The 23,926-nt window shown below is 65.0% G+C and carries 19 protein-coding genes; 10 read left to right on the top strand and 9 right to left on the bottom strand.

Annotation, left to right across the window (positions count from 1 at the left end):
• Positions 1–10 precede the first annotated feature (10 nt).
• The 7 genes from FHW92_RS03160 to FHW92_RS03130 all read left to right on the top strand — a co-directional run bounded on the left by FHW92_RS03160 (position 11) and on the right by FHW92_RS03130 (position 8,454).
• Positions 11–1,558: an FAD-dependent oxidoreductase gene (locus FHW92_RS03160; RefSeq protein WP_168601742.1), complete on the top strand. Its 1,548-nt coding sequence runs from the start codon at positions 11–13 to the stop codon at positions 1,556–1,558.
• A gap of 84 nt (positions 1,559–1,642) precedes the next feature.
• Positions 1,643–2,908, top strand: coding sequence for an MFS transporter (locus tag FHW92_RS03155; RefSeq protein WP_168601741.1), 1,266 nt, complete (start codon positions 1,643–1,645; stop codon positions 2,906–2,908).
• Between the two features lie 11 nt (positions 2,909–2,919).
• A complete protein-coding gene (locus tag FHW92_RS03150; RefSeq protein ID WP_168601740.1) occupies positions 2,920–4,479 on the top strand; it encodes an FAD-binding oxidoreductase in 1,560 nt (519 codons plus the stop codon).
• Positions 4,476–4,892: a cytochrome c gene (locus FHW92_RS03145; protein WP_168601739.1), complete on the top strand. Its 417-nt coding sequence runs from the start codon at positions 4,476–4,478 to the stop codon at positions 4,890–4,892. Before FHW92_RS03150 ends, FHW92_RS03145 begins: the two co-directional genes overlap by 4 nt.
• A complete protein-coding gene (locus FHW92_RS03140; protein ID WP_168601738.1) occupies positions 4,889–5,329 on the top strand; it encodes a hypothetical protein in 441 nt (146 codons plus the stop codon). The genes FHW92_RS03145 and FHW92_RS03140 overlap by 4 nt, the downstream gene beginning before the upstream one ends.
• A 27-nt stretch (positions 5,330–5,356) precedes the next feature.
• Positions 5,357–6,982 carry a GMC family oxidoreductase N-terminal domain-containing protein gene (locus tag FHW92_RS03135; RefSeq protein ID WP_168601737.1) on the top strand — a complete coding sequence of 542 codons (1,626 nt, stop codon included), beginning with the start codon at positions 5,357–5,359 and terminating at the stop codon, positions 6,980–6,982.
• On the top strand, positions 6,979–8,454 hold the full coding sequence (locus FHW92_RS03130) for an aldehyde dehydrogenase family protein (protein WP_168601736.1): 1,476 nt from the start codon (positions 6,979–6,981) through the stop codon (positions 8,452–8,454). The genes FHW92_RS03135 and FHW92_RS03130 overlap by 4 nt, the downstream gene beginning before the upstream one ends.
• 60 nt (positions 8,455–8,514) lie before the next feature.
• On the opposite strand, the gene FHW92_RS03125 is transcribed toward FHW92_RS03130, so the two are convergent.
• Complete coding sequence (locus tag FHW92_RS03125; RefSeq protein ID WP_168601735.1) at positions 8,515–9,477, bottom strand: GlxA family transcriptional regulator; 963 nt, start codon at positions 9,475–9,477, stop codon at positions 8,515–8,517.
• 79 nt (positions 9,478–9,556) lie between these two features.
• On the opposite strand from FHW92_RS03125, the gene FHW92_RS03120 reads away from it, so the two are divergent.
• Positions 9,557–10,252 carry a DJ-1/PfpI family protein gene (locus tag FHW92_RS03120; protein ID WP_168601734.1) on the top strand — a complete coding sequence of 232 codons (696 nt, stop codon included), beginning with the start codon at positions 9,557–9,559 and terminating at the stop codon, positions 10,250–10,252.
• A gap of 69 nt (positions 10,253–10,321) precedes the next feature.
• Here FHW92_RS03120 and FHW92_RS03115 read toward each other — a convergent pair whose 3' ends face one another.
• The 4 genes from FHW92_RS03115 to FHW92_RS03100 all read right to left on the bottom strand — a co-directional run bounded on the left by FHW92_RS03115 (position 10,322) and on the right by FHW92_RS03100 (position 16,317).
• Positions 10,322–13,525, bottom strand: coding sequence for a CusA/CzcA family heavy metal efflux RND transporter (locus FHW92_RS03115; protein WP_168601733.1), 3,204 nt, complete (start codon positions 13,523–13,525; stop codon positions 10,322–10,324).
• A gap of 3 nt (positions 13,526–13,528) precedes the next feature.
• Entirely contained in the window at positions 13,529–14,659 is a 1,131-nt protein-coding gene (locus FHW92_RS03110) for an efflux RND transporter periplasmic adaptor subunit (RefSeq protein WP_168601732.1), read from the bottom strand.
• Positions 14,660–14,668: 9 nt separating this feature from the next.
• Entirely contained in the window at positions 14,669–15,919 is a 1,251-nt protein-coding gene (locus FHW92_RS03105; RefSeq protein WP_168601731.1) for a TolC family protein, read from the bottom strand.
• Positions 15,920–15,987: 68 nt separating this feature from the next.
• Positions 15,988–16,317 (bottom strand): hypothetical protein, encoded by a 330-nt coding sequence (locus tag FHW92_RS03100; protein WP_168601730.1) that lies wholly within the window; start codon positions 16,315–16,317, stop codon positions 15,988–15,990.
• Between the two features lie 156 nt (positions 16,318–16,473).
• Between FHW92_RS03100 and FHW92_RS03095 the strand changes: the two genes are divergently transcribed.
• Both FHW92_RS03095 and FHW92_RS03090 read left to right on the top strand, forming a co-directional pair.
• Positions 16,474–16,926 (top strand): carboxymuconolactone decarboxylase family protein, encoded by a 453-nt coding sequence (locus FHW92_RS03095; protein WP_168601729.1) that lies wholly within the window; start codon positions 16,474–16,476, stop codon positions 16,924–16,926.
• Positions 16,923–17,765 carry a sigma-70 family RNA polymerase sigma factor gene (locus FHW92_RS03090; protein ID WP_168601728.1) on the top strand — a complete coding sequence of 281 codons (843 nt, stop codon included), beginning with the start codon at positions 16,923–16,925 and terminating at the stop codon, positions 17,763–17,765. The genes FHW92_RS03095 and FHW92_RS03090 overlap by 4 nt, the downstream gene beginning before the upstream one ends.
• Before the next feature lie 19 nt (positions 17,766–17,784).
• Here the strand turns inward: FHW92_RS03090 and FHW92_RS03085 are convergent, their stop codons facing one another.
• The 4 genes from FHW92_RS03085 to FHW92_RS03070 are packed head-to-tail and all read right to left on the bottom strand — an operon-like array spanning position 17,785 to position 23,852.
• Positions 17,785–18,708, bottom strand: coding sequence for an alpha/beta hydrolase (locus FHW92_RS03085; RefSeq protein WP_168601727.1), 924 nt, complete (start codon positions 18,706–18,708; stop codon positions 17,785–17,787).
• 38 nt (positions 18,709–18,746) lie between these two features.
• Positions 18,747–20,156, bottom strand: a complete 1,410-nt coding sequence (locus FHW92_RS03080; protein ID WP_168601726.1) for an aldehyde dehydrogenase family protein — start codon at positions 20,154–20,156, stop codon at positions 18,747–18,749.
• Between the two features lies 1 nt (position 20,157).
• Entirely contained in the window at positions 20,158–21,249 is a 1,092-nt protein-coding gene (locus tag FHW92_RS03075) for an NAD(P)-dependent alcohol dehydrogenase (protein WP_168601725.1), read from the bottom strand.
• The gene (locus FHW92_RS03070; protein ID WP_168601724.1) at positions 21,249–23,852 is read right to left on the bottom strand and encodes a TonB-dependent receptor; all 2,604 of its coding nucleotides are present in this window, start codon (positions 23,850–23,852) and stop codon (positions 21,249–21,251) included. Before FHW92_RS03070 ends, FHW92_RS03075 begins: the two co-directional genes overlap by 1 nt.
• Between the last annotated feature and the right edge of the window lie 74 nt (positions 23,853–23,926).

Raw genomic sequence — 23,926 nt, 5'->3', positions numbered from 1 at the left:
GAAGCGTTTCATGTCAGCCGCGATTGCGCCCGCTGTGCCGGATCTTGCCGCGCTGTCCTCGGCGCGCGAATGCTTTGCCGCCTTGCTCGGGGCCGAGGGCGTGGTGGAGAATGGCGGCCGCCAGCGCGCCTTCCACGATCCGTTTGAAGGCCCCTCAGCCCATGGCCATCAGCCCGCGCTGGTTGTCCAACCGGCCAATGTCGAGCAGGTTCAAGCCGCCCTGCGCGTAGCCGCCGAAAGGGGCCTCCACGTCTGGACATCGTCCAAGGGGCGCAATTACGGCTATGGCGGTTCGGCGCCGGTTGCCGATGGCGCGGTGGTGATCAACCTCTCGCGGATGAACCGGATTCTCGACATTGACGCCACCCATGGCACCGCTGTGATCGAACCAGGCGTCAGCTTTGCCGATCTCTATGCCGCGCTGCGCAGGGACGATATTCCCCTGATGATGTCCGTGCCCGATCTGGGCTGGGGCAGCATCATCGGCAATGCGCTGGAGCATGGCATCGGCTATAACGTGATGGGCGATCATGCCTCGGCCCTGTGCGGGATGGAGGTGGTGCTGCCCGATGGCTCGCTGCTGCGCACAGGCCAAGGCGCCCTGCCCGACAGCCCGCTGTGGCATCGGCACAGGCGGGGCTTTGGCCCGGCGGTCGATGATCTGTTCAAACAGTCGAATCTGGGCATCGTCACCAAGGCCGGGCTGCATCTGATGCCCCGCCCCGAAGTGATGGCCACCGGCACGATCCGCTGCGAGGCCGAGGGGGACATCGTGCCCCTGATCGCCATGGTGCGCCGCCTGCTGCAATCGGGCGTGCTTCAGGGCGTGCCGATGCTGGTTTCCTCGCCGCCGATGGCCACAGGATCGGGCGAAGGGCGCTTTACCGCCGAAAACCTGCGCCAAGTGCTGCGGCCCGGTCGCTGGAATTTGCGCTTTGGCCTTTATGGCCATGAAGCGCTGGTTTCCGCCCGCCGCGCTGTGCTGGAGCGCGAAGTGGCCGCCATCCCCGGCGCGGTGATGGAGCTGCGCCAATATGCGGGCGATGCCGGTCCCGAGGATGTCGAACCGCGCGACCTGATCGCCGCCGGAATCCCCAATCAGGTGCTGCTCGACCGGCTGAAAGGCGTGTTTGGCGACAGTTTCGGCCATATGGATTTTTCGCCGGTTCTGCCCATTGATGCCGATTACGCCCGCCGCGCGGAAACCCTGCTGGGCGAGACCATGGCGCGCCATGGCCTGATCGGCGCCTTCGGCCTGCTCTGCTTTCCCCGCAGCATGGTCAGCGCCAGCCTGGTGATGTTTGATGCGGCCGATCAGGCCCGAGTCGATGCCGCCCGCGTGGCGGTGCGCCATCTGTGCGATGAAGTGGCGACATGGGGCTGCGCGCCCTATCGCGCCCATGTCGCGCTGGTCGACCATGTGCAGGACAAATTCGCCTTTGGCCAAAACGCGATGGCCCGTTTCTACACCACGCTCAAGGATGCGCTGGACCCGGCGGGCCTGTTGGCGCCGGGCAACCACGGCATCTGGGCCGGTGGCCAGCGCGGGGCGTCATGACCAAAGGCCAAATAGAAAAATCATTCGATTATAAAAACATATGGGATGGGCAGCAAGCATGTTCCCCCCCCGAGGAGAAAGACCATGAGTGGAGAGCGTATCTCCGTTGCCCAGGCGCACCGTCTGGCGCGCATGAATATCATCGCCGGATTCCTCGTGTGGGGCATCGCCTTGGCGGGCGTGTCGATGATGATGCCCGTGATGTACAACTCCATTCTGGAATCGATGCATTGGACCATTGGCGAAACCACGCGCTTCATGGCCATCAAATCGGCCACATCGGCGATGGGCGGCTTGGTGGCGGGGCCGCTGCTGGTGCGTGTGGGCGCCAAGAAAGTGCTGTTGCCCTCGGTCTTTGTTATCGGGATTGCCACCAGCCTGCTCTATTTCGCCCATTCGCTGCCGTTTTACTATGCCTTGGCCGCCGTATCGGGGGTCTGTTCGGTGTGGAGCGTGATCGCCATTCAGGTAACGCTGGCCCGCTGGTATTCGGCCAGCCTTGGCCGCAACACCGGCTTTGCCATGCTGGGCGGGGCGCTGGCCGGATTTATCGTGCCGATGAGCACGCGCATGGGCGTCACCCATTTCGGATGGCACGCCACGGCGGGCGCGGCGGGTCTGATCGTGCTGGTTCTGGTGGGCCTGTCGATCTCGCTGCTGGTGCATGAAACGCCCGAGGCCTATGGCTATACCGCCGATGAACTGGACCCCGGCAAGGGGCGCCCGAGCGGCGGCGTGCCCGATCTGGGCGAGGATTTCGCCTCGTTCCGCAAGACGCCGCAATTCTGGATGCTGATTCTGGCCACCGCGCTCTCGGGCGTGATCAGCAACGGCATCAATGAATATATCCCGCTCTTCATTGAAAAGCACACCACGCTGGGCGCGACGGTGGCGGCGCTGGGCTTTACCATCGTCATGCTGATTTCCGGGCTGGGCAAGATCCTGTTCGGCTGGGTGTTCGACCGGCTCTCGACCAAGGGTGTGGCGCTGTGCTGGGCGCTGTGCGGCGTGGCGGCGCTGGCCACCTTCCCGCTGGCCGGTTATGCCACTTTCCTTGCCTTCACCATCCTGCGCGGCGTTTCGCATGGCGGGGTGATCGTTCAGGCGCCGGTGCTGGCGCGCCATATCTATGGGGTGCGGGCGCTGCCACAGGTCATCTCACTGCTGACGGCGGCCTTCCATCTGGGCGCGGCGGCCGGGATCGTGGCCATCGGCGCGGGCGTGGACAAGACCGGCGGCTTTACCGTTCCCTTCATCGTGGTGGCGGCCGTGGCCTTTGTGGCGGCGGGCATCGGCTGGCAATTCCATCCGCGCCACTGGGCCGGCCAACAGGCCGCCGCCAAGGCGTGAAAGGAGACACCATGTCGATCCAGTTGCCCCATGGCATGAATGCCGCAGCCTTTGACAAGGCGCTGGCCGATTTCCGCCGCGCGCTTGGCGATCAATGGGTGCTCTCGGGCGAAGAGGACCGCCAGACCTATATCGACCCCTATGCGATGGGGGACGGGCTGGACCATGATTGCAGCGCGATCCTTGCCCCTTCGACGGTGGAGGAGGTGCAGGCCATCATCCGCATCGCCAATCAGCACAAGACCCCGCTCTGGCCGGTCAGCCGGGGCAAGAATCTGGGCTATGGCGCCTCTTCGCCCAAGGAGAAAGGCGACCTCATCCTCGACCTTTCGCGGATGAACCGCATTCTGGATGTGAACGAGAAACAGGCATCCTGTCTGATCGAACCGGGCGTGGGCTATTTCGACCTGTTCCGCCATCTGCGCCAACATGCCCCCTCGCTGTGGATGAGCGTGCCGGGCAATTCATGGGGCAGCGTGATCGGCAATGCGCTCGATCGCGGCATCGGCTACACCCCCTTTGGCGACCATTGCGAAACGCTGTGCGGACTGGAGGTGGTGATGCCCGATGGCTCGCTGCTGCGCACCGGCATGGGGGCGATGCAGGGGGCCAAGGGCTGGCAGAGCTATAAATACGGCTATGGCCCCGGCTGGGACCAGATGTTCATGCAATCGAACCTTGGCGTGGTGGTCAAGGCGGGTGTCTGGCTGCAACCGGAACCGGAAATGACGGCCAAGATCACGCTGGCCCTGCCCCGGTTCGATGATGCGGAATGGGCGCTCGATATCCTGTGCGACCTGCGCCGCCGCGACATCATCCAGCATAATATCGTGTTCGGTTCGCCCGTGCGCGCAGCCTCGACCATGTCGCAGCGCGCCGATTGGTATGATGGCCCCGGCGCCCTGCCCGACAGCGTTTCGGAAAAGATGATGGCCAAGCTGGGCCTTGGCTGGTGGAACGCCAAGATCAGCCTGTTTGGCGATGAGGGCAGCGTGATGGCGCAGGTCGCGCTGATCCGCCGCCTGTTCGAACCGCGTCTGGGCAGCGCGCTGCAGTTCGAGATCTGGAAACGCGGCGATCCGCTGGAAAAATCGGCCACCGGCATCCCCACCACGATGGGGCTGCAATCGGTCAACTGGTATGGCGGGCGCGGCGGGCATCTCAGCTTTGCCCCGGTCCTGCCGCAGGATGGTGCGATGGCGCTGGCCTATGCCAAGAAGATCAAGGCCTATTATGAAGAGGTCGGGCAGGATTATTACGCCAGCTTCACCATCGGCCGCCGCCATATCAACAATGTCAGCCTGATCCTTTACAACCGCGATGAGCCGGAAGCCATCGCGCGCGTGGACAAGCTCTATCGACACCTGCTCAAGGAAGCCGCCGCCAGCGGCTTTGGCGAATATCGCGGCCATATTTCCTATATGGACGAGGTGGCCGCCACCTATGACTTTGCCGATGGCGCGCTGGCGCGGCTCAACAACCGCGTCAAATCCGCGCTGGACCCCAACAACATCATCGCGCCGGGCCGCAACGGTATCGGCAGCCGCGCCCATGGGGGAGACAGGCCATGATCCGCATCCTTGCCTTTATCCTCGGGCTTGTACTTGCCCTGGCGCTGATCGCCATGCCCGCCGACGCGCAAGGTCCTGCAGCGCCGACTAAATCGGCAAACGCCACGCCCATCGCCACCACCGCGCTGGGGGCGATCACTTACGGCGCGCAATCGGCCAATCCGGGCGAAAAACTGTTCGGCCAGAAATGCGCCTTTTGCCATATCGGCCCCAGCACAGGCAAATTCATGCTGGCCCGCCGCGTGCCCAAGGGACAGGCCGAATTGCCCGACCGGCGCGATCTGACCGCCGATTATGTCAAGGCCGTGGTGCGCAACGGTCTGGTCAACATGCCCACTTTTACCCGCGTGGAGCTGACCGACCGGGAATTGGCGCAAGTGGCCGACTGGCTAGCGCGAAAGGGCCGCAAGTGAGCGGGGTGGCTGTCAACCGCCGCGCCGTGCTGGGGGCCATGGCTGTGTTGCCGGGTCTGGCCATGGCGCCGCGCGCGCAGGCCGCCGCCGGGTTTCATTTCATCCTCGACGCGCGCCTGCCCGAAGCCGTCGCGATCCGGGCAAGGGCCGATGCCGCAGGCCACCCCTGCGCCGATCCTGCGGGCGAGATCATCCGCCTTTTGCTGAGCGAAGAAGGCCACCAAATGGCGGGCACGATCATCGGCCTGACAACCTACAGCGATTACGTGCTGGCCCGCGACATGCTGCGGATGCGGGGCCGCCGGATCCGCGCCCCCCATGCCCTTCCCCATGGCCTGCCCGGCGGCGAGGACGGCGATCCCCTGCTGGCCTCCCTGCGCGATGCCTGCGCGCGCCGCTGCGCCTCGCGGGCCTCCTCCTTCCTCTGGCTGGCCTGAACGGCCGCTGCCCCAAGGAATATCAACGTGTCCAAGCTGGAATTCGACTATATCATCGTGGGCGCCGGATCGGCGGGCAGCGTGCTAGCCAACCGGCTGAGCGCCGACCCGCAAAACCGCGTCCTCCTGCTCGAAGCGGGAGGCAAGGCCAACCACCCCTATATCCGTATGCCGCTGGGTTTTCTTCAGGCCCTGCGCAATCCGGCGTTGACTTGGCAATTCGCCTCCGAGCCGGAACTGCATCTGGACGGCAAGGTCTTTCCCTTGCCCCGGGGACGGGTGCTGGGCGGCTCATCCTCGATCAATGGCACCGTGCATTTCCGGGGCCATCCTTTCGATTTCGACGATTGGGCCGCTCTGGGCTGCACGGGCTGGGATTACAAAAGCGTGCTGCCCTATTTCAAGCGCAGCGAGGACCATTGGACCGGCGGCAACCCATGGCGAGGCAAGGGCGGGCCGATCGGCGTGCGCCCGGTCAATGTTTCGCGCCTGATGGCCGAGGAATTGCGCGCTTCGGCCGCCTTGCAGGGCTATGCCTATAATCCCGATTATGACGGCATCGGCAATGAGGGCTGCGCCGATGTGCAGGTCGCGCTGAAAGACGGCGAGCGCTGCGGCGGGGCCAAGGCCTATCTGGAGCCGATCCGCGACCGCTCCAACCTGCGCATCCTCATCCATGCGCAGGTCAGCCGCATCCTGTTTTCCGGCAAGCGCGCCACCGGCATCGCCTTTGAAAGGGAAGGCGTCGAGCAGACCGCCACGGCCCGGCGCGAGATCGTGCTTTGCGGCGGGGCCTATGGTTCGCCGCAATTGCTGATGCTGTCGGGCATTGGCCGGGCGCCGGATCTGGCGCGGCACGGCATCGGCACTGTCCATGAATTGCCGGGCGTCGGGCAAAACCTGCAGGAGCATGTGCGCCTTGCTCATCAATATGACGCCGCCCCGCCCCACAGCTTTGCCCAGCAATTGCGTTTTGACCGGGCTGCTTTGGCCTTTTTGCGCTGGTATTTCCTGCGCTCCGGCCCCTTTGCCAATCAGATCGCGGCGGCCTGCATCCTGGCCCGTTCGCAGGACGGGCTCGACCGACCCGATCTTCAGATCATGTCCAGCCCGGTGCGGGTGGACGCCAATATCTGGTTCCCCGGCTTCGCTCGCCCCAAGCAGGACTGCTTCTACAATTCGATCTGCCTGCTGCGTCCGAAAAGCCGGGGCAGCGTGTCCCTGCAGGACAGCGATTTCCGCTCGGCCCCACGCATCCATCTCAACCTGCTGGGCGATGAGCGCGACTGGGATGTGCTGAAAAAGGGCCTGACGATTTCACGGCGGATTTTCGCCAATGGTCCGATTGCCGATTATGTCATCGAAGAAACCTTGCCCGGCGCCCATATCACCAGCGACGAGGCGCTCGACGCGATGAAGGCGCAATTGTCGGGCGTGGTGCATCATCCGGTCGGCACCTGCGCGATGGGCCTGGGGGCCGATGCAGTGGTCGATCCGCAATTGCGGGTGCATGGCATTGGGGGCCTGCGCGTGGCCGATGCCTCGATCATGCCGCTGCTGGTGGGCGCCAACACCAATGCCGCCGCCGTGATGATCGGCGAAAAAGCCAGCGACCTCATTCTGCAATCCGCGCGTCAGGAGCAACAAGCATGAACCCGATTTTCGACACCGCACGCGGGCGCATGGCCGCCCTGTCGGGCCATTTCATCGACGGCGCCTGGCGCAAAGGCTCCGGGGCGACGATCCCGGTCCTTGATCCGGCGCGCGAAACCGCCATCGGCGCGATTGCCGCAGGCGGGGCGGAGGAGGTCGATCAGGCCGTTCGCGCCGCGCGCCGCGCCTTTGACGCCCCATCATGGTCGGCCATGCCCGCCGCCGAGCGCGAAAGGCTCCTGCTGCGCCTTGCCGATCTGGTCGAGGAGAACCGCGACGAACTGGCGGCGATGGAAACCATCGACAATGGCATGCCCTACGGCGTTTCGCGGATGATGGCCGTGGGCAGCGCGATCAGCGCGATCCGCTATCACGCAGGCTGGCCCCGGCGGTTGACAGGCGAAACCGTGCCCATGTCGGTGCCGGGCAACTGGCATGGCTATACCACGCATGAAGCGCTGGGCGTGGCGGCCCTGATCGTGCCGTGGAACGCGCCCTTTGCCATCACCTGCACCAAGGTCTCGGCGGCGCTGGCGGCGGGCTGCACGGTGGTGCTCAAGCCCGCCGAACTGGCGCCCATGTCAGGGCTGCGTCTGGCCGAACTGGTGGCGCAGGCGGGCTTTCCGGGCGGCGTGGTCAATGTGGTGACGGGAACCGGCGTGGAGGCGGGCGCGGCTCTGGTCGGCCATCCCGGCATCGACAAGATCAGCTTTACCGGATCGACCGCCACCGGCAAGGCGATCCTGCATCAGAGCGTGGGCGACCTTAAGCGCGTCAGCCTCGAACTGGGCGGCAAATCGGCCAGCATCGTCTTTCCCGATGCCGATCTCGGGCGCGCCATTCCCGCCGTGGCCATGGGCATCTTCGGCAACAGCGGACAGGTCTGCGCGGCCGGATCGCGCCTGTTCCTGCATGAGGCGATCTTTGACCGTTTCATCGAGGGTCTGGTCGCCTTCACGCAAAAGCTGCGCGTCGGGCCGGGGACCGAGGAGGGGATCGCGCTTGGTCCGCTGATTTCCGGACCGCAGCGCGATAAGGTGATGGCCTATATCGAGGCGGGCAAAGCCGAAGGCGCCACACTGATCGCGGGCGGCGATGCACCTTCGGGGCCGGGCTATTTCGTCAACCCCACGATCTTTGTCGATGCCGATCCGTCCATGTCGATCGTGCGCGAGGAAATTTTCGGCCCTGTCCTGTCGGTCATGAAATTTGGCGATGACGATCTCGACGATCTGGCGGCGCGGGCCAATGACAGCATTTACGGGCTGTCGGCCTATGTGTGGACCGCCCATCTGGGCCATGCCCATGCAATGGCGAAAAAGCTGCGTTCGGGCTCGGTCAAGATCAATGGGTCGGGCATGGAATTCGCCCTGCCTTTTGGCGGTTTCAGGCAATCGGGGCTGGGCCGCGAACATGGGCGGCATGGGGTGGAAGCCTTCACCGAAACCAAATCGGTGATGGTGGGCTGGTAAGATCCAGCGTTTGGGCCTTGCGCTGCCCGCCAGTCGCGGACAGGAGACGCCTCCGGTGGATCACTCAGCCGCAGTCTGAGCGCTCTGGGCGATGCGGCGCATGGCCTGCGGGGGCTGGCCAAAAGCGCGCAGAAAGGCGCGCCGCATCCGCTCCGGGTCATGGAATCCGGTGGCCCGTGCGACCTGCTCGACCGGCATGTTGCTGTGCTCGACCCTTTCGCGCGCCACCTCAAGGCGCAGGCGTTCGACCACCCGCGCCGGGCCGATCCCCATGCTGCGCGAAAAGGCGCGTGAGAAATTGCGCGGGCTCATTGCCGCCTGCTCCGCCAGTCGCTCGACGGTCAACCGCTCGTGCAGATGGCTGCGGATCCATTCGAGCAGGGCGGAAAATTCACTCTCATCGCCGCCCAGTTCGGCCAGCGCCGAAAATTGCGACTGCCCGCCCGGCCGCCGGTAATAGACCACCATGTCCTGCGCCACCCGCTGCGCCAGCGCGTCGCCCAGATCCTGCGCGATCAGCGCCAGCGCCAGATCGATCCCGGCCGTAATCCCCGCCGAGGTCCAGATATGCCCATCGCGGATATGGATGCGGTCGGGATCAACCTTGACCGCCGGAAACAGCCGCGCCAGCAATTTCGCCCGGCGCCAGTGGGTGGTGGCCCGCCGCCCGTCGAGCAGCCCCGCCCCGGCCAGCAGAAATGCCCCCGAACACACGCTGCACAGGCGCCGCACATCCCTGGCAGCCGTGCGCAGGAAATCGGTGTTGGCAGGCTCGCGCATGGCATCGCGGCTGCCATTGCCGCCCACCACGACCAGCGTGTCGAACGGGCCCGCGCCCTGGGCCGCCACCGTATCGAGCGCGATGCCCGAAGAACTGCGCACCGGCCCGCCCGCCGCCGAAATCGGCACCAGCCGATAGGGCCTGCCCGCCATGCGACCCGCGATTTCAAAGCTGGTGATCGGGCCGCAGGCGTCAAGGAGCTGAAAGTCGGGATAAAGATAGATGCCGATACTTTGAGACATGGCATAAAATGAGGGATCATTGTCATTTCGTCAAGCCGTCCCGACCGGCATCATGGCCCCGCATCCAGAGGAGGCTGTCATGAATCACCCACCGTTTCGCATCGTCTTTGCCGTCTTTCCGGGCATGACCCAGCTCGATTTCACCGGTCCTTATCAATTCCTCTCGCGCCTGCCCGACAGCCGGAGCATCGTGGCGAGCCGGGATGGCGGCGATGTTCCCGCCGAAGGGCTGACCTTTGCCCATACGCAACGCCTGACCGACATTGCCGCCTGCGATCTGCTTTGCGTGCCGGGCGGCGTGGCGGCGACACAGGTGGCGCTGGACGAGGATTTCATCGCCCAGATCCGCCGATTGGGAGAGGGTGCCCGCTATATCACCTCGGTCTGCACCGGCTCGCTGATCCTTGGCGCGGCGGGACTGCTGCAGGGCAGGCGCGCGGCCTGTCACTGGGCCTATCGTCACCTGCTGCCGCTGTTTGGCGCCCTGCCCGATACGGGGCGCGTGGTGCGCGATGGCCATGTCATCACCGGCGGCGGGGTGACGGCGGGCATCGACTTTGCCCTGACCCTGCTGGCGGAACTGGGCGGTAAAACCCTGGCGCAGACCCTGCAACTGGGGCTGGAATATGCGCCCGCGCCGCCCTTTGACGCAGGCTCGCCCGAAACCGCGCCGGCCGAGATCCTGGCCGGCTATCAGACCCGGATGGCCGCAACGATCCCCGCCCGCGAGGCCGAAGCGCGCGAGGCCGCCGCCCGTCTGGAGGTGATGTCATGAGCCGCCCGCCCCTGCCCCCCTTCGATGCGCAGAGCGCCGCGCAAAAGGCTCGCCTGCCCGGAAGGCGTCCTATGGCGCGACATCCTCCTCCTGTTTGCCCGCCGCCGGTCCATGCCCATACTGGGCGTAAAGAGTCGGCAGCAGGAAAAGCGTGAGCAAAGTGGCCGAAACCAGCCCGCCGATCACCACGGTGGCCAGGGGTTTCTGCACCTCTGCCCCCGCGCCCGATCCCAAAGCCATAGGCACGAAGCCGAGGCTGGCCACAAGTGCGGTCATGATGACGGGGCGCAGGCGCCGAAGCGCCCCCATGCGGGCGGCCGCCGCGCGCGCCATGCCGCCGCGCATCAGATCATGGATCGAGGACACCATCACCAGCCCATTGAGCACCGCAATCCCGGACAGCGCGATAAAGCCGACCGCCGCCGAGATGGAAAAGTCCATGCCCCGCACAAACAGCGCCAGAACCCCGCCGACCAGCGCCATCGGCACCCCGGTAAAGACAAGCGCGGCATCACGCACCGATCCCAGCGCGCCATAGAGCAACAGCAGGATCAGCGCGAAACAGGCCGGGATCACCAGTTGCAGCCTTTCGCGCGCCGAGGCCAGATTCTCGAACTGGCCGCCCCATTCGAGGTAGCTGCCCGCAGGCAGGCGGATTTCCCTGGCAATGGCCGCCTGCGCATCGCCCACCACCCCGGCCACATCGCGTCCGCGCACATTGGCCTGCACCACGACGCGGCGCTTGCCGTTTTCGCGGCTGATCTGGTTGGGGCCTTCGGTGACGCGGATGTCGGCCACACTGGCGAGCGGCACGAACCGGCCCCCGGGCGCGGACACCTGCAATTGGCCCAGCATGGCCAGATCAGCCCGCTGTGCCTCGGACAGGCGGATGACCACGGGAAAGCGGCGGTCGCCTTCAAAGATCATGCCCGCCTGCCGCCCGCCCAGCGTCGCGGTCACGGTGTCCTGCACGTCCTGCGCGCTGACGCCAAGGCGCGCCATCGCATCGCGATTGACCCGAATGTCCAAGATGGGCAGGCCGCTGGTCTGCTCGACCTTCACATCCACCGCGCCCGGCGTGCGGCGCAGAATATCGGCGATCTTCTCGGCGGTGGCGTTCATGGCCGCAAAATCATCGCCAAAGACCTTGACCGCCACATCGCCGCGCACCCCCGCGATCAACTCGTTGAAGCGCATCTGGATGGGCTGGGTGATTTCATAGGCATTGCCCGGAAAACGGGCCAAGGTCTTCTCGATCTTCTCGACCAGCGCCTCCTTGGAAAGGCTGGGGTCGGGCCACAGTTTGCGGTCTTTCAGAATCACGAAATTGTCGGTCGCATTGGGCGGCATCGGGTCGGACGCCAGTTCGGCCGTGCCGGTCTTGGAGAAAACGAACCGCACCTCGGGCATTTTCGAGAGAGCCTGTTCGATGGGCACCTGCATTGCCTGACTCTGCTGAACCGAGGTGGCCGGAATGCGCAGGGCCTGCACCAGCATATCCCCCTCGTCGAGCTGCGGCAGGAACACTTGCCCCAGAGCGGTGAAGGCGGCCAGGGCCACCGCCACGCTGCCGATTCCGGCGCCCAGCGTCAGACCGGGACGTCCCATGGCGCGCTCCAGCCCCGGCGCATAGCGCGCCTTGAGCCAGCCCATGATGCGCCCCTCCTTCTCCTCAATCCGCTGCGAGAGCCAGATGGCAATGGCCGCCGGCACAAAGGTAAGCGAGAGAATGAAGGCAAAGACCAGCGCAATGATGACCGTCATCGCCATGGGCACGAAAGTCTTGCCCTCCACCCCCGTCAGGGTGAGCAGCGGAACATAGACCAGAATGATGATCGCCTGCCCATAGACCGAGGGTCGGATCATCTCCCGCGCGGAAAGCGCCACGGTACGCAGCCTCTCGCGCAGCGACAAAGGCCGCTGCGCCTCATGGTGAAGCTCGGCCATATGGCGCAAGGCATTTTCCACGATAATGACCGCGCCATCGACGATCAGCCCGAAATCCAGCGCACCAAGACTCATCAGATTGGCCGAAACCCCGGCCTTGAGCATACCAAAGCCGGTCAGCAGCATGGTGACGGGGATGACGGCCGCCGCGATCAACGCCGCCCGCACATTACCCAGCAAGGCAAACAGCACGACGATCACCAGCAGCGCGCCCTCCGCCAGATTCTTCGCCACCGTGCGGATCGTCGAATTGACCAGCGCCGTGCGGTCCAGCACCGGCTGGACCACCACATCGGGCGGCAGCGAAGCATTGATCGCCGCCAGCCTTTTGGCCACCGCCGTGGCCACCGTGCGGCTGTTCTCGCCGATACGCATGACGGCGGTGCCCACCACCACTTCGGTTCCGTTTTCCGAGGCCGAACCCATGCGGATCGCCTGTCCGTTGCGGATGACGGCCACCTGATCCAGCGTGATCGGCACGCCATTGCGCAAAGACACGACCACGCGGGCCAATTCCGCCGCATTGCGTACCAAAGCATCGGAGCGCACCGCCAGACCTTCGCCATTGCGCTCGACAAAACCGCCGCCCACACTGGTGTTGTTCTTTTCCAGCGCATCGGCCAGATCGCCCAGCGTCAGCCCCATCGAGGCCAATTTCTGCACATCGGGCACAACGAGAAACTGCTTGGCATAGCCGCCGATGGAATCAACGCCCGCCAGTCCCGGCGTGTTTTTCAGCAAAGGCGCAACGATCCAGTCCTGCGCGGTGCGCAGATAGGTCGCCTTGTCCGCCTCGCTGGTCAGTCTTTCGCCCTCGGGGGTGATATAGCTGCCGTCAGGCTGCATCCCCGGTTCGCCCGGCAGATGCTTGTCATCCCCGCGATGCTCCAGACGGATGGTCCACATATAGACCTCGCCCAGACCGGTGGCGATCGGCCCCATTTCCGGGTTCACGCCGGACGGCAGATTCTCTTTCACACCGGTCAGCCGCTCGCCCACCTGCTGGCGCGCGAAATAGATGTCGGAACTGTCGGTAAAGACCGCCGTGACCTGCGCAAAGCCATTGCGGCTGAGCGAGCGGGTATATTCAAGGCCGGGAATGCCCGCCAGCGCCGTCTCGATGGGAAAAGCGACCTGTTTTTCCACCAGTTCGGGCGACAGAGCGGGGGCGCGGATGTTGATCTGCACCTGATTGTTGGTGATGTCGGGCACGGCATCGATGGGCAGGCGCCAGAGCGCCCATGCCCCCACCAGCGCCGCAAGACCAGTCAGCAGCAGGACAAGCCAGCGCCTGTCCACCGCGCGATTGACGATTTTGGCGATCATGACTCAATCCTCCTCGCCCGCTTCGCCCTTGCCCATTTCGGCCTTGAGCGTGAAGGAATTGGTGGTGGCGATCTGATCGCGGGCCGACAGGCCGCGGCGCACGACAATCATCGGCCCCGCCGCATCGCCCAGCTCAACCGGCACCGCGCGAAATCCGCCGCCGGTCCGCACAAAGACGGTGGGCTTGCCATCGACAGTCTGAATCGCGGTGGTCGGTACGGTCATTCCGGTCCCCGCCCCCGTTCCGGCCAGCGTGATCGAGGCCGTCACAGGTTCACCGACGCGCCAGCGGCCGTCTCGGTTGTCCAACGTGGCGATCACGGGGACAAGGCGGGTCTTTTCGTCCAGCGCCGGGGAGATAAAGCTGATCCTGCCCAGTGCCTCGCGTCCGGCCGCGCGCACGGCGACTTCGGCGCCGGGGCGGATGCGCCCGGCATCGCCCGGTTGCAGGCTGAGCGAGAGCGACACCTGCGCCAGATTGGCGACGCGGTAGAGTTCGGCATCGGCGGCCACCGTCTGACCCAGCACCACGCTGCGCGCGATGACTTGGCCCGAGGCGGGAGCAAGGATGCTCAGACGGTTGAGCCCGCCGCCGCCACCGCCGGTCGCGGCAACCTGCTGGGCAGCTTGGGAGTAGGCGATGCGCGCTTCAGCGGCAGCGGTGCGCGCGGCAATCACGTCCTGTTCGGGCGACACGCGCTGGGCAAAAAGCCGCTCCTCACGGGCAAGATTGCTCTGCGCCAGCGCAAGGCGGGCGCGACTGGCCTGTACCTCGCCATTAAGCTGGGCTGCTTCCCGGCTTTCAATGACCGCCAGCACCGCGCCGCGCTGTACGCTTTGGCCAAGATTGCGCGAGAGCGAGACCACCCGCCCGCCGATGGCGGCGGAAACGACCTGTGTGCCTTGCGGATCTCCCTCGATCAGAGCGGGCAGATCGAGCTTTCCCGCGCCGCCCACCGTGGGATGGGTCAACTCAATACCGGCCGCGCTGATCTGTTCGGCGCTAAGGTGGACAAGGCTGGAATCCGTCTTGGGTGCTTCCTCCTTGGCGGGTTCCTGCGGCTTGTTTTCTCCGCAGGCGGCCAGCGCGATGGCAAGAGGCAGCACGAAAACGAAATTGCGATGAAGTTTCATGGGAAATCCTTATTCCGGCGCGCGAGCGGTCAGGCGCTCAAGGCGGGCGCGGGCGATGTGATAGGCAGCAAGGGCGTCGATGGCGGCCACACGGGTCTGAGCCAGCGTCCGTTCGGCATCGAGCAGGTCGAGCTGGCCGAACTTGCCCTCGCGATAGCCGATGCGGGCGATGCGGGCGGCTTCCTGCGCGGCCTCCAGCGCGGGGCCGCTGGCGGCTCTGGCTGCGGTGGCGGCATTGTCGGCCTCGGCCTGTGCGCTGGTGATGGCCTGCGCGACGTCCTGCTCGGTCAGGCGTTGCAGCGCTTCTGCCCGGCTCTGTTCGGCAGCGGCCTGCGCCACGGCGGCGCGGCCGCCATTGAACAGCGGCAATGGCACCGAAACCGAAAAGACCAGCGCGGTGTCATTGGTCGCGCTCAACCGCCGCAGCCCCGGCCCCACGGCCAGATCGGGCACGCGCTGCGAACGGGCGATCTGCACCCCGGCGGTTGAAATCGCCACATCGGCGCGGGCCGCCGCCATAGCCAACGTACCCTCGGTGGCCATGGGCAGAGCCGGGCCTGTCACGGCCGCAGGCATGGCGTCGATCATGCCCTCGTCCAGCGCGCCGTCGACCGATCGACCGATCCGCCGCGCCAGATTGTCCCGCGCAGCTCTCGCCAGCCTTTCCGCCTGTTCCACCCCGGCCTGAGCATTGATCCGCGCAACATCGGCGCGCTGTTCCTCCAGCGGCGAGGCGCGCCCCGAACGCACCCTCACCTGCGCGGCGCCCAGCGCTTCGCGGGCAATGCGCAACTGATCGCGGGCCACTGCCGCTCGGCGCAGCGCCGCCACCGCATCGACATAGAGCTGCGTCACCTGATAGCGCAGTTCGGCCTGCTGCACGGCGGCCTCAATCAGCGCCCGATCGGTGCGGGCGTCAGCCTGCGCGATACGGGCCGAACGTTTGCCCCCCAGTTCGATCGGCAGGTTGAGCATAAGCGTGGTTTCGGCCTGTCGGAAACCGCCATAGCTGTTGCTGCCCGCGACATTTTCCACCTGTGTCTGCACGGTGGGATTGGGGCGCAGCCCGGCTGTCGTCCGCCCGGCGCGGGCGGCCTCGACACCGGCCTGCGCGGCATCGGTGGCGGGGGCCTTGCCGTTGGCCAGATCGAGCGCGTCGGCAAGGGAAAGCCGGCGGGCCGGAGCCTCGGCTTGCGCCTGCGCATGGGCGCAGCCCACGCAGGCGCTGGCGACCAGAATGGCCGCGATGATCCTGTTCATGATGAAAATCCTGTCGAGATGATGACAAGGGACGTGCGTCACATGCGCCTGTCCCCTCGCAATCCCGATCAGATGCTGGGCGGGCGGAGAGCCGGACCGATGCTCTTTCCGGTCAATTCCGCCTCGGCCTGCGGCACGACGGCGGCGGCGAGACGATAGGCCGAAGCAAAACCATGGGCGCCGCCCGCAAGGAAAACCCCGCTGCCATGACAGGCCCTGTGATGATGGGGGGCGGCCTTGTCGGCATCGCCATCGCTTTGATCCGCATCGCCCGCGCTATGGACATAGCCCGAGCATTCGATCACCGCATTGCCCGCAAACTCCTGCGCATGCGTCACCGATGCCGTCGTGAGACTGGCGATCAGCATGCACAGCAGGAAGAGGCCTTGGCGGATCATCCCATGGCTTTAGCGCGCCCAAGCCCAAATGTCAGCACCGTTCGGCACAATCATACGTTGGCCTATGCGAGGCATTTTGGAAAAAATCTGCCGGTCATGTCACAGGGCGGCATTCCGGCTCGTCATAGGGGCATCTCTGTCAAAAGGATGTGTTACATGACCCCCCGCCTCAATCTCCACAATGCTTCGCCCGACATCTTCAAGGCATGGTATGCCTATTCGCAGAAGGTGGCGGAATGCGGGCTGGAAAAGCCGTTGCTGGAACTGGTGAAGATCCGCGCCTCGCAGATAAACGGCTGCGCCAATTGCCTGAACATGCATACATTCGACGCGCGCAAGGCAGGCGAGAGCGAGCAGCGCATCCATCTGCTGGCTGTATGGCGCGAAGCCCCGTGCTATAGCCCACGCGAACGCGCCGCGTTGGATTGGACCGAACATATGACCCAGATCGCCACCAGCCGGGCGCCCGATGCCGTGCATGATGCCCTGGCGGCCCAATTCACCCCGGCCGAGCAGGTGCAGTTGACGCTGGCCATCAATGTCATCAACGGCTGGAACCGACTGGCGGTGGGCTTCAATTTCTATGCGCCGGAACTGGGCTGGAAATGAACCGGGCGGCCTGCCTGATCTTTGACGCGCAGCGGACGGGTCTGCTGCGCGTCGCCTACCGGATGCTTGGCTCGATGGCCGATGCCGAGGACATTGTGCAGGAAGCCTTTCTGCGCTGGCGCGGCGTGGATCATGCGCAGGTCGGCGTGCCCGCCGCCTTTCTGCGCCGGATCGTTACGCGGCTGTGTCTCGATCATCTCAAGTCCGCCCGGGTTCAGCGTGAAAGCTATATCGGCCCGTGGCTGCCCGAACCGGCGGTCGAGGAAGATCTGTGCGAGGATGTGACCCTGCCCCTGCTGCTGGCTCTGGAGCGCCTGTCGCCGCTGGAGCGGGCGGCCTTTCTGCTGCATGATGTGTTTGGCGAGAGCTTTGAGGAAGTCGCCCTCGTGCTTGATCGCAAGGAGGCGGCCTGCCGCCAACTGGTCCTGCGCGCCCGCACCCATGTGCGCGATGCAAGGCCGCGCTTTCCCGTCAATCACCATCAGGGCAAGGCCATAGCCAACGCCTTTTTCGAAGCGTCACAAAATGGCGATATGGCGCAATTGAGCGCACTTCTGGCGCAGGATGTGCAGTTCCATTCCGATGGCGGCGGGAAACGGCCAGCGGTCGCGCGCATCCTGCATGGCGCGGACGAATTCCTGCGGGCACAGGCGGCGCTGGCCCGGCTGCGCCGCGCTCCCTCAGAGCTTGTGCGCGTGGCCACGATCAACGGCCTGCCCGGTCTCATCACGCGCGAGCCCGATGGCTTGCTGCAGACCACCGCGCTGCTGGTCGAGGATGGGCGCATCCGGGCGATCTATGTGACGCGCAATCCCGACAAGCTGCGCCGGGTACATTGAACCTCGCCCGCCTCACCGTTCAGACGGAGAGGAGCGCCAGCCCGGCGGCAAGCAGGCTCTCCACATCCTGCTGCGCGGAGGGCAAGGCGGCGCGCATGTTGACATAGCCGTGGATCATGCCCTCGGCCTCAAGCTGCACCACTTTGGCGCCCGCCGCCCGCGCCATGTCCGCATAATGGCGCGCCGGATCGCGCAACGGATCAAGCGCGGCCGTCTGAATCAGCAGCGGTGTGGGCGGAACGGGGCCCAGCAACAGATTGTACCGCTCGTCCCCTTCCGGCTTGCCGCAAAGCCCATCGAACCAGTCCATCGCGGCGCGGGTCAGCATATAGCCCTCGCCAAAATCCCGGGCCGACGCCCAGTCATGACCCGCGCCCAGAAAGGGATAAATCGCCCATTGCGCCAGCACCGGCCGATCGGCGGGCCTTGCCCCAAGACGCTGGGCGACCAGGATCGCCATATGCCCGCCCGCACTGTCGCCGCAGGTCACAAGGCCCGTCGGCGCGAAGCCCAGCGCTTGCGGCCCGGCGGCAGCCCAGCGGGCGACCTCTTCGGCATCCTGCGCAAAAGCGGGAAAGGGATGTTCCGGGGCAAGGCGATAATCCACCGCCAGCACCGGCAGATCGCAGCGCTGCGCCACAAAGCGGCAAAAGGAATCATGGCTGTCGAGATCGCCAAACACGAAACCGCCGCCGTGAAAGAACAGGATCAGCGGACCGGGATCGCGTGTCTCGCGCGCATCGTAAAGCCGCAGCGGGATCGAACCGCAAGCCAGATCCCGCACCACCGCCAGCGGTTCCGGGGGCAGATCCAGCGCCTGCCCCATGGTGCGAATGGCCGCGCGCGCCTCGGGCACCGGCAATTCGTTGATCGGCGGAGCGCCGCTTTCCTGGCCGGCGTCAAGAAAGGCAGCGACATCGGGCCGAACATAGGGCTTTGTCATGGATGATCCTCTCAATTTAGCGGGATTTGGGGGCCGTTTCAGCCCTTGGCGATGTTGATGATCTTGGCCTGGGTGAATTCCTGCAATCCCTCGATGCCCTGTTGCCGCCCAAGGCCCGATTGCTTGGCCCCGCCAAAGGCCACATCAAAGGGCAGATCGAGATGGCGGTTGACCCAGACCGTGCCGCTGTCGATCAACATCGCCACCTGTTCGCCGCGTTCGGGATTGCCGGTCCAGATCGTGCCGCCCAGCCCATATTCGCTGGCGTTGATGGCCGCGATGGCCTGCCCCAGATCGTCATAGGGCAGCACAGGAAGCACCGGCCCAAACTGCTCCTCGCGCACCAGCCGCGCGTCATCGGGCAGATCGCGCACGATGGTGGGGGCGATGAAATAGCCCTCCCGCTCCAGCGGGGCGCCTCCGGCCACGATCTTGCCCTGTTCACGCGCCTCGGCCAGATAGTCGATCAGCTTGGCATATTGCGCCGCATTCTGGACCGGGCCGATCTGGCTGCCCTGATCCAGCCCGTCGCCCACCGCCGCCGCGCGCGCCAGAGCGCCGAGCGCATCGCACAGTTCATCATATATCGCGCGCGGGGCATAGACGCGCTTGGCTGCCAGACACACCTGCCCGGCATTGACCATCGCCGCGCCGAAGATAGCGGGGGCCACCTTGCCCACATCGGCATCGTCCAGCACCAGCGCCGCATCATTACCGCCCAGTTCAAGCGTGAAGCGCTTGAGTGTGTCCGCTGTACTGGAAAGCACCTTCTTGCCCGTGGCGGTCGATCCGGTGAAGCTGACATGGGCAATGCCCGGATGGCTGGTCAGCGCCCCGCCCAGATCATTGGCGTCGACCAGCGTCTGGAACACACCGGGCGGCAGGATGTCGGCGGCCACTTCGCCCAGCAGAAGCGTGGTGAGCGGGGTGGTCGGCGCGGGCTTGGCGATCACCACATTGCCGGTGATCAGCGCGGGCGCCAGTTTGACCACCAGCAGGATCAGCGGAAAATTCCAGGGCGTGATCGCCGCCACAACGCCCAGCGGGCTGCGATGCTCGGTGATACGCTCGGTTGGCGTGTCGCGGATGACATGGGGGCCGATCTCCTGCGCCGCGAACCAGCGCAGCCCGGCAATCGTGCCGCCCACTTCAAACCGCGCCTGATCCAGCGGCTTGCCCTGCTCCATCGTCATGAGGCGGGCCAATTCCTCAAACCGCGCCTCCACGCCGGCGGCAAAGCGTTCGAGAAAGACCCGGCGCTCGGCATAGGAAAGCGCAGCCCAGCCCGGAAAGGCACCGCGCCCGGCCGCCACCGCCGCGTCCAACTGCGCCGCATCCGCGCGCGGGACGGTTGCAAAGGCGCGCCCGGTGGCAGGATTGATGACCGGCATCTCTCCCGCTCCATCCACCAGAGCGCCATCAATCAACAGACGAAACGCTTGTTCCATATCACATTCTCACAATCGGTTTGATCACCGCGCCGCTTTCACCGGCCGCGATGGCCTTTGCGATATCGGCGAAGGGATAGAACTGGACAAGGCGTTCGATCGGAAAAAGTCCTTCGCGCCAATAAGCAATCAGTTGCGGGATCAGGTTTTGCGGATCGGCCGAGCCTTCGACAATGCCGCGCACCACGCGCCCCCCGCTCATGACAAAAGCCGCATCCAGCTTCACCTGCGCCCCCGGCGCAAAGGCTGCCAGCAGGCCCGCCTGCCCCTGCGGCCCCAGCGCCATGATCGCTTCCTCAATCAAAGGCACATGTCCGGTGGTGTCCAGCACATGATCCAGACCGGTCAGCCCATGGTCAGCAAGGCTTTGCCCATCGGCCACCACACCCTGTGTCGCGCCCAGCGAGAGGGCCAGCGCCACACGCTGAGCCGATCTGTCCACTGCGATAATGCGCCCCGCGCCACGAATCCTTGCCGCCATGATCGCGGCCATGCCCACCGCCCCCGCGCCCAGCACGGCAATGCTCTGCCCCGCCCGCACATCCAGCGCGTTGAGCACCGCCCCCGCCCCGGTCAGAAAACCGCAGCCCAGCGGCCCCATCAGTTCGAGCGGCAGATCGCTGTCCACTTTCACCGCGTTGCGCCCGTGGGCAATGGCATGGGTGGCGAAGGAGGACTGGCCGAAGATGTGGCTGTGCACCGGCCCCTGCCCATCGTGGATTGCCGTGGAGCCATCCTCGCGCATGGCCAGGAAATTGCGCGGAAAGAAGCCGTGGCAATAGGCCGGCGCATCATGATCGCAGGAGGGGCAGGCCCCGCAACTGGCAAAGGAGAGCACCACCGCATCGCCGGGCGCGACATGGGAAACCCCATCCCCCACGGCCACCACATGGCCCGCGCCCTCATGCCCCAGCACCACCGGCAAGGGCACCGGCAGATGGCCATCGCGCATCACCATATCGGTATGGCAAACGCCGGTGGCCACCAGCCTGACCAGAACCTCGCCGGGGCGGGGGTCGTCGATGATGATGCTTTCCAGCCGGGGCGCCTCGCCCGCCACTCTTGAAACGGCGGCTGTCGCTTGCGTGCCCATCAGAACTTCATCCCATAGCGCAGATACCATTCGCGCGGCCGGTTATACGTGCCAAAGGCCGTGCCCGCCGCGATGTTCAGTCCGCCGCTGGTGATATAGCGGGTATCGGTCAGATTGGTCCCGCCCAGCGTGAGCGACCATTTGGCATCGGGGGCGTTGTAGGTCAGGCTGGCGTTGAACATGTCATTGGTGGGGCGACGAAGCAGCAGGGCGCGGGCGATGTCGTTCCACACCTCGGTGGTGTGTGTCCAGTCGCCCAGCACCACGAAGGAGCCGCCATTGCCCAGCTTCATCTCATAGCGGGGCGAGACATTGATCTTCCAGTTCGCCGTTTTGGGCAAAGGCGCGCCGACATAGATGCCCGCCTGAATGCCCGGAATGGGGCTGGCATTGACCAGCGCGGCGGGCAGCAACGAAGTGTAATGCGCATCGATATAGCCCACCGCGCCATTGATGGTCAGCCCCCTGACCGGAGCGGCCACCACTTCCAGCTCAAGCCCCTTGATCCGCGCATCGCCCGCATTGGCGATGGTGGGCGAGGTGCCGATCTGGATATTGAGCTGCACGCCCTTATAGGCGGTGGTGAAGGCAGCCATGTTCACTTGGAGGTGTCGGTCGAGCAGGCTGGATTTGATGCCCGCCTCGATGGTGGTGGCCTTTTCCTCGTTGAAATCGGGCGCGACATTGCCCTGCGGGTTGGTCAGGCGCGTGGTCCAGCCGCCGGTCTTGTAGCCCTTGGACCATGAGCCATAGACCATGATGTCGCGCGAGGGATGCAATTGCACCCCCAGCTTGGGCGAGAAATTGGAAAAGCTCTTGCGGTTTACGCCCGGCACATAGACCTGCACCGGATTGGCGGGATTGGGATAGGACAGCGCCGCATAACAGGGCGGTCCGCCCGCAGCCACAGGAGGCGCCAGCGGGAAATTGCCATAGGGCGCGATTGTGCCATCGCCCGCCGCGCAGCCGAACAGCTTGTAATTGCCGCCGTTCAGATCCTGCTGCCCGCCCTCAAACAGCTTGCGCTCCTGCGTGTAGCGGCCACCGGCGGTGAAACCGAGCAGATCGCCGGGACGGAAATCAACCTGACCAAACAGCGCCCAGTTCTCGGTGTTGAACTTGTTGGGGCCGTCCACTTGCAGCAGACCCTCGGCAAAGTTCACATAGTCGTGCAGATCGCCCTTTTCCTTGAAATAATAGGCGCCTAGCACATAGTTCAATTTCTTGTCGAACGCCCGGCCCAGCAATTGCAGTTCCTGGCTGAATTGCCACTGGTTCTGGGTAAAGCTGAGTTCGAGGAAGGAAAGCGGCGAGCCATCGGCATCCACCCCGCCTTTCCAGTTGGTCTGGCGATAGGCGGTGATGGATTTGACGGTCAGATTGGGGCTGACCTCGGCCTGCACCGTGCCGCCCAGACCCCATGCGGTCAGCTTGGTGAAGCTGGGGCCATTGGCATAGCTGAGATCGGGATTGGCGATCAGGAAGCGCGAATCCCACGGCAGCCGGTCATTGAGCGGATTGCCGTCGACATTGACGCTGCCAAGGCCGGCCAGTTGATATTGCGGGTTATACTGCGTGCCGCGCGGGCCGCACAGGGCCTGCGCATTGCGCGCGGCGATCTGACCGGGCGTGCTGGCGATGCAGAAATTATAGAGACCGGCAAACAGATAACCCGTGGTCGATGTGGGATCGAAAGCAGTGCCGGGCAGATGGTTTGCCCCCGCAAAGGGGCCGGGCACATCGGGGAACACGCCCAGCAGCTTGGTTGCCTGCGCCGGGCTATCCTGCCTTGTGTAATCGCCGGTCAGGGTCGCGGTGATCGCCCCGCCATTGTCCCACTTCAGCTTGCCGCGCAGGCTCACACTGTTGTCGCCACCCTCGCGCGAACCATTGGCATAATCGGCATTGGCAAACTTGGTATAGGAATCCGAATTGCCCGCGCGCTGGTCGGGATAGGGAATGCGCTTCAAAAAGCCCTGACGGTTGATGCCCGATACGGTGAGCGAGGAAAACAGGCTGTCGGTCAGCGGAATATCAACCGTGGCGCGCAGTTTGACCATGTTGAAACTGCCCGTGGTGGCATCGAAACTGCCCTTGAACTCCTTGCCGGGATCATGAGTGACGATGCTGATGGCGCCGCCGATGGTGTTGCGGCCAAACAGCGTGCCTTGCGGCCCTTTCAGCACCTCGACCCGCTCTACATCGGGCAGATCCTGATTGGCGCCCACCGTGCGCGCCAGATAGACGCCGTCGAGATAGATGCCGACGCCCGGATCGATGTTGAAGGCAAAATCATCCGAGCCGATCCCACGGATCGTGGCCGAAAGCACCGCCGAGGACCCCGAAAACGGCGTGCCGCCATCCAGATTGACATTGGGCGCCAGCGCCGAAAGCGATGAGACCGAGGTCACCGAACGCTCCTTGAGCGCCGAGGCGGTGAAGGCGCTGATGGCAATCGGCACGTTCTGGACATTTTCCGAACGCTTCTGCGCGGTAACGACGATTTCGCCGATGGCAGGCTCGGAAGTGGCCTGCTGCGCCATGGCCGGGGCGGAGGCCAGCGCGGCCACAAGGGCGCTGCTGACGCAAAGATGGTGTCGCATGATGTTTCCTCTCCCGTTCAGGCGGCTTGGCCGCCCTGATGGAGGAAACGTTATCCCTTATAGCATTGACTGTC

The organism is Novosphingobium sp. SG707, from assembly GCF_012275515.1.
Lineage (GTDB): Bacteria > Pseudomonadota > Alphaproteobacteria > Sphingomonadales > Sphingomonadaceae > Novosphingobium.
The sequence above is the reverse complement of the archived record's forward strand: the minus strand, read 5'-3'. Positions and strand labels throughout refer to the sequence as shown.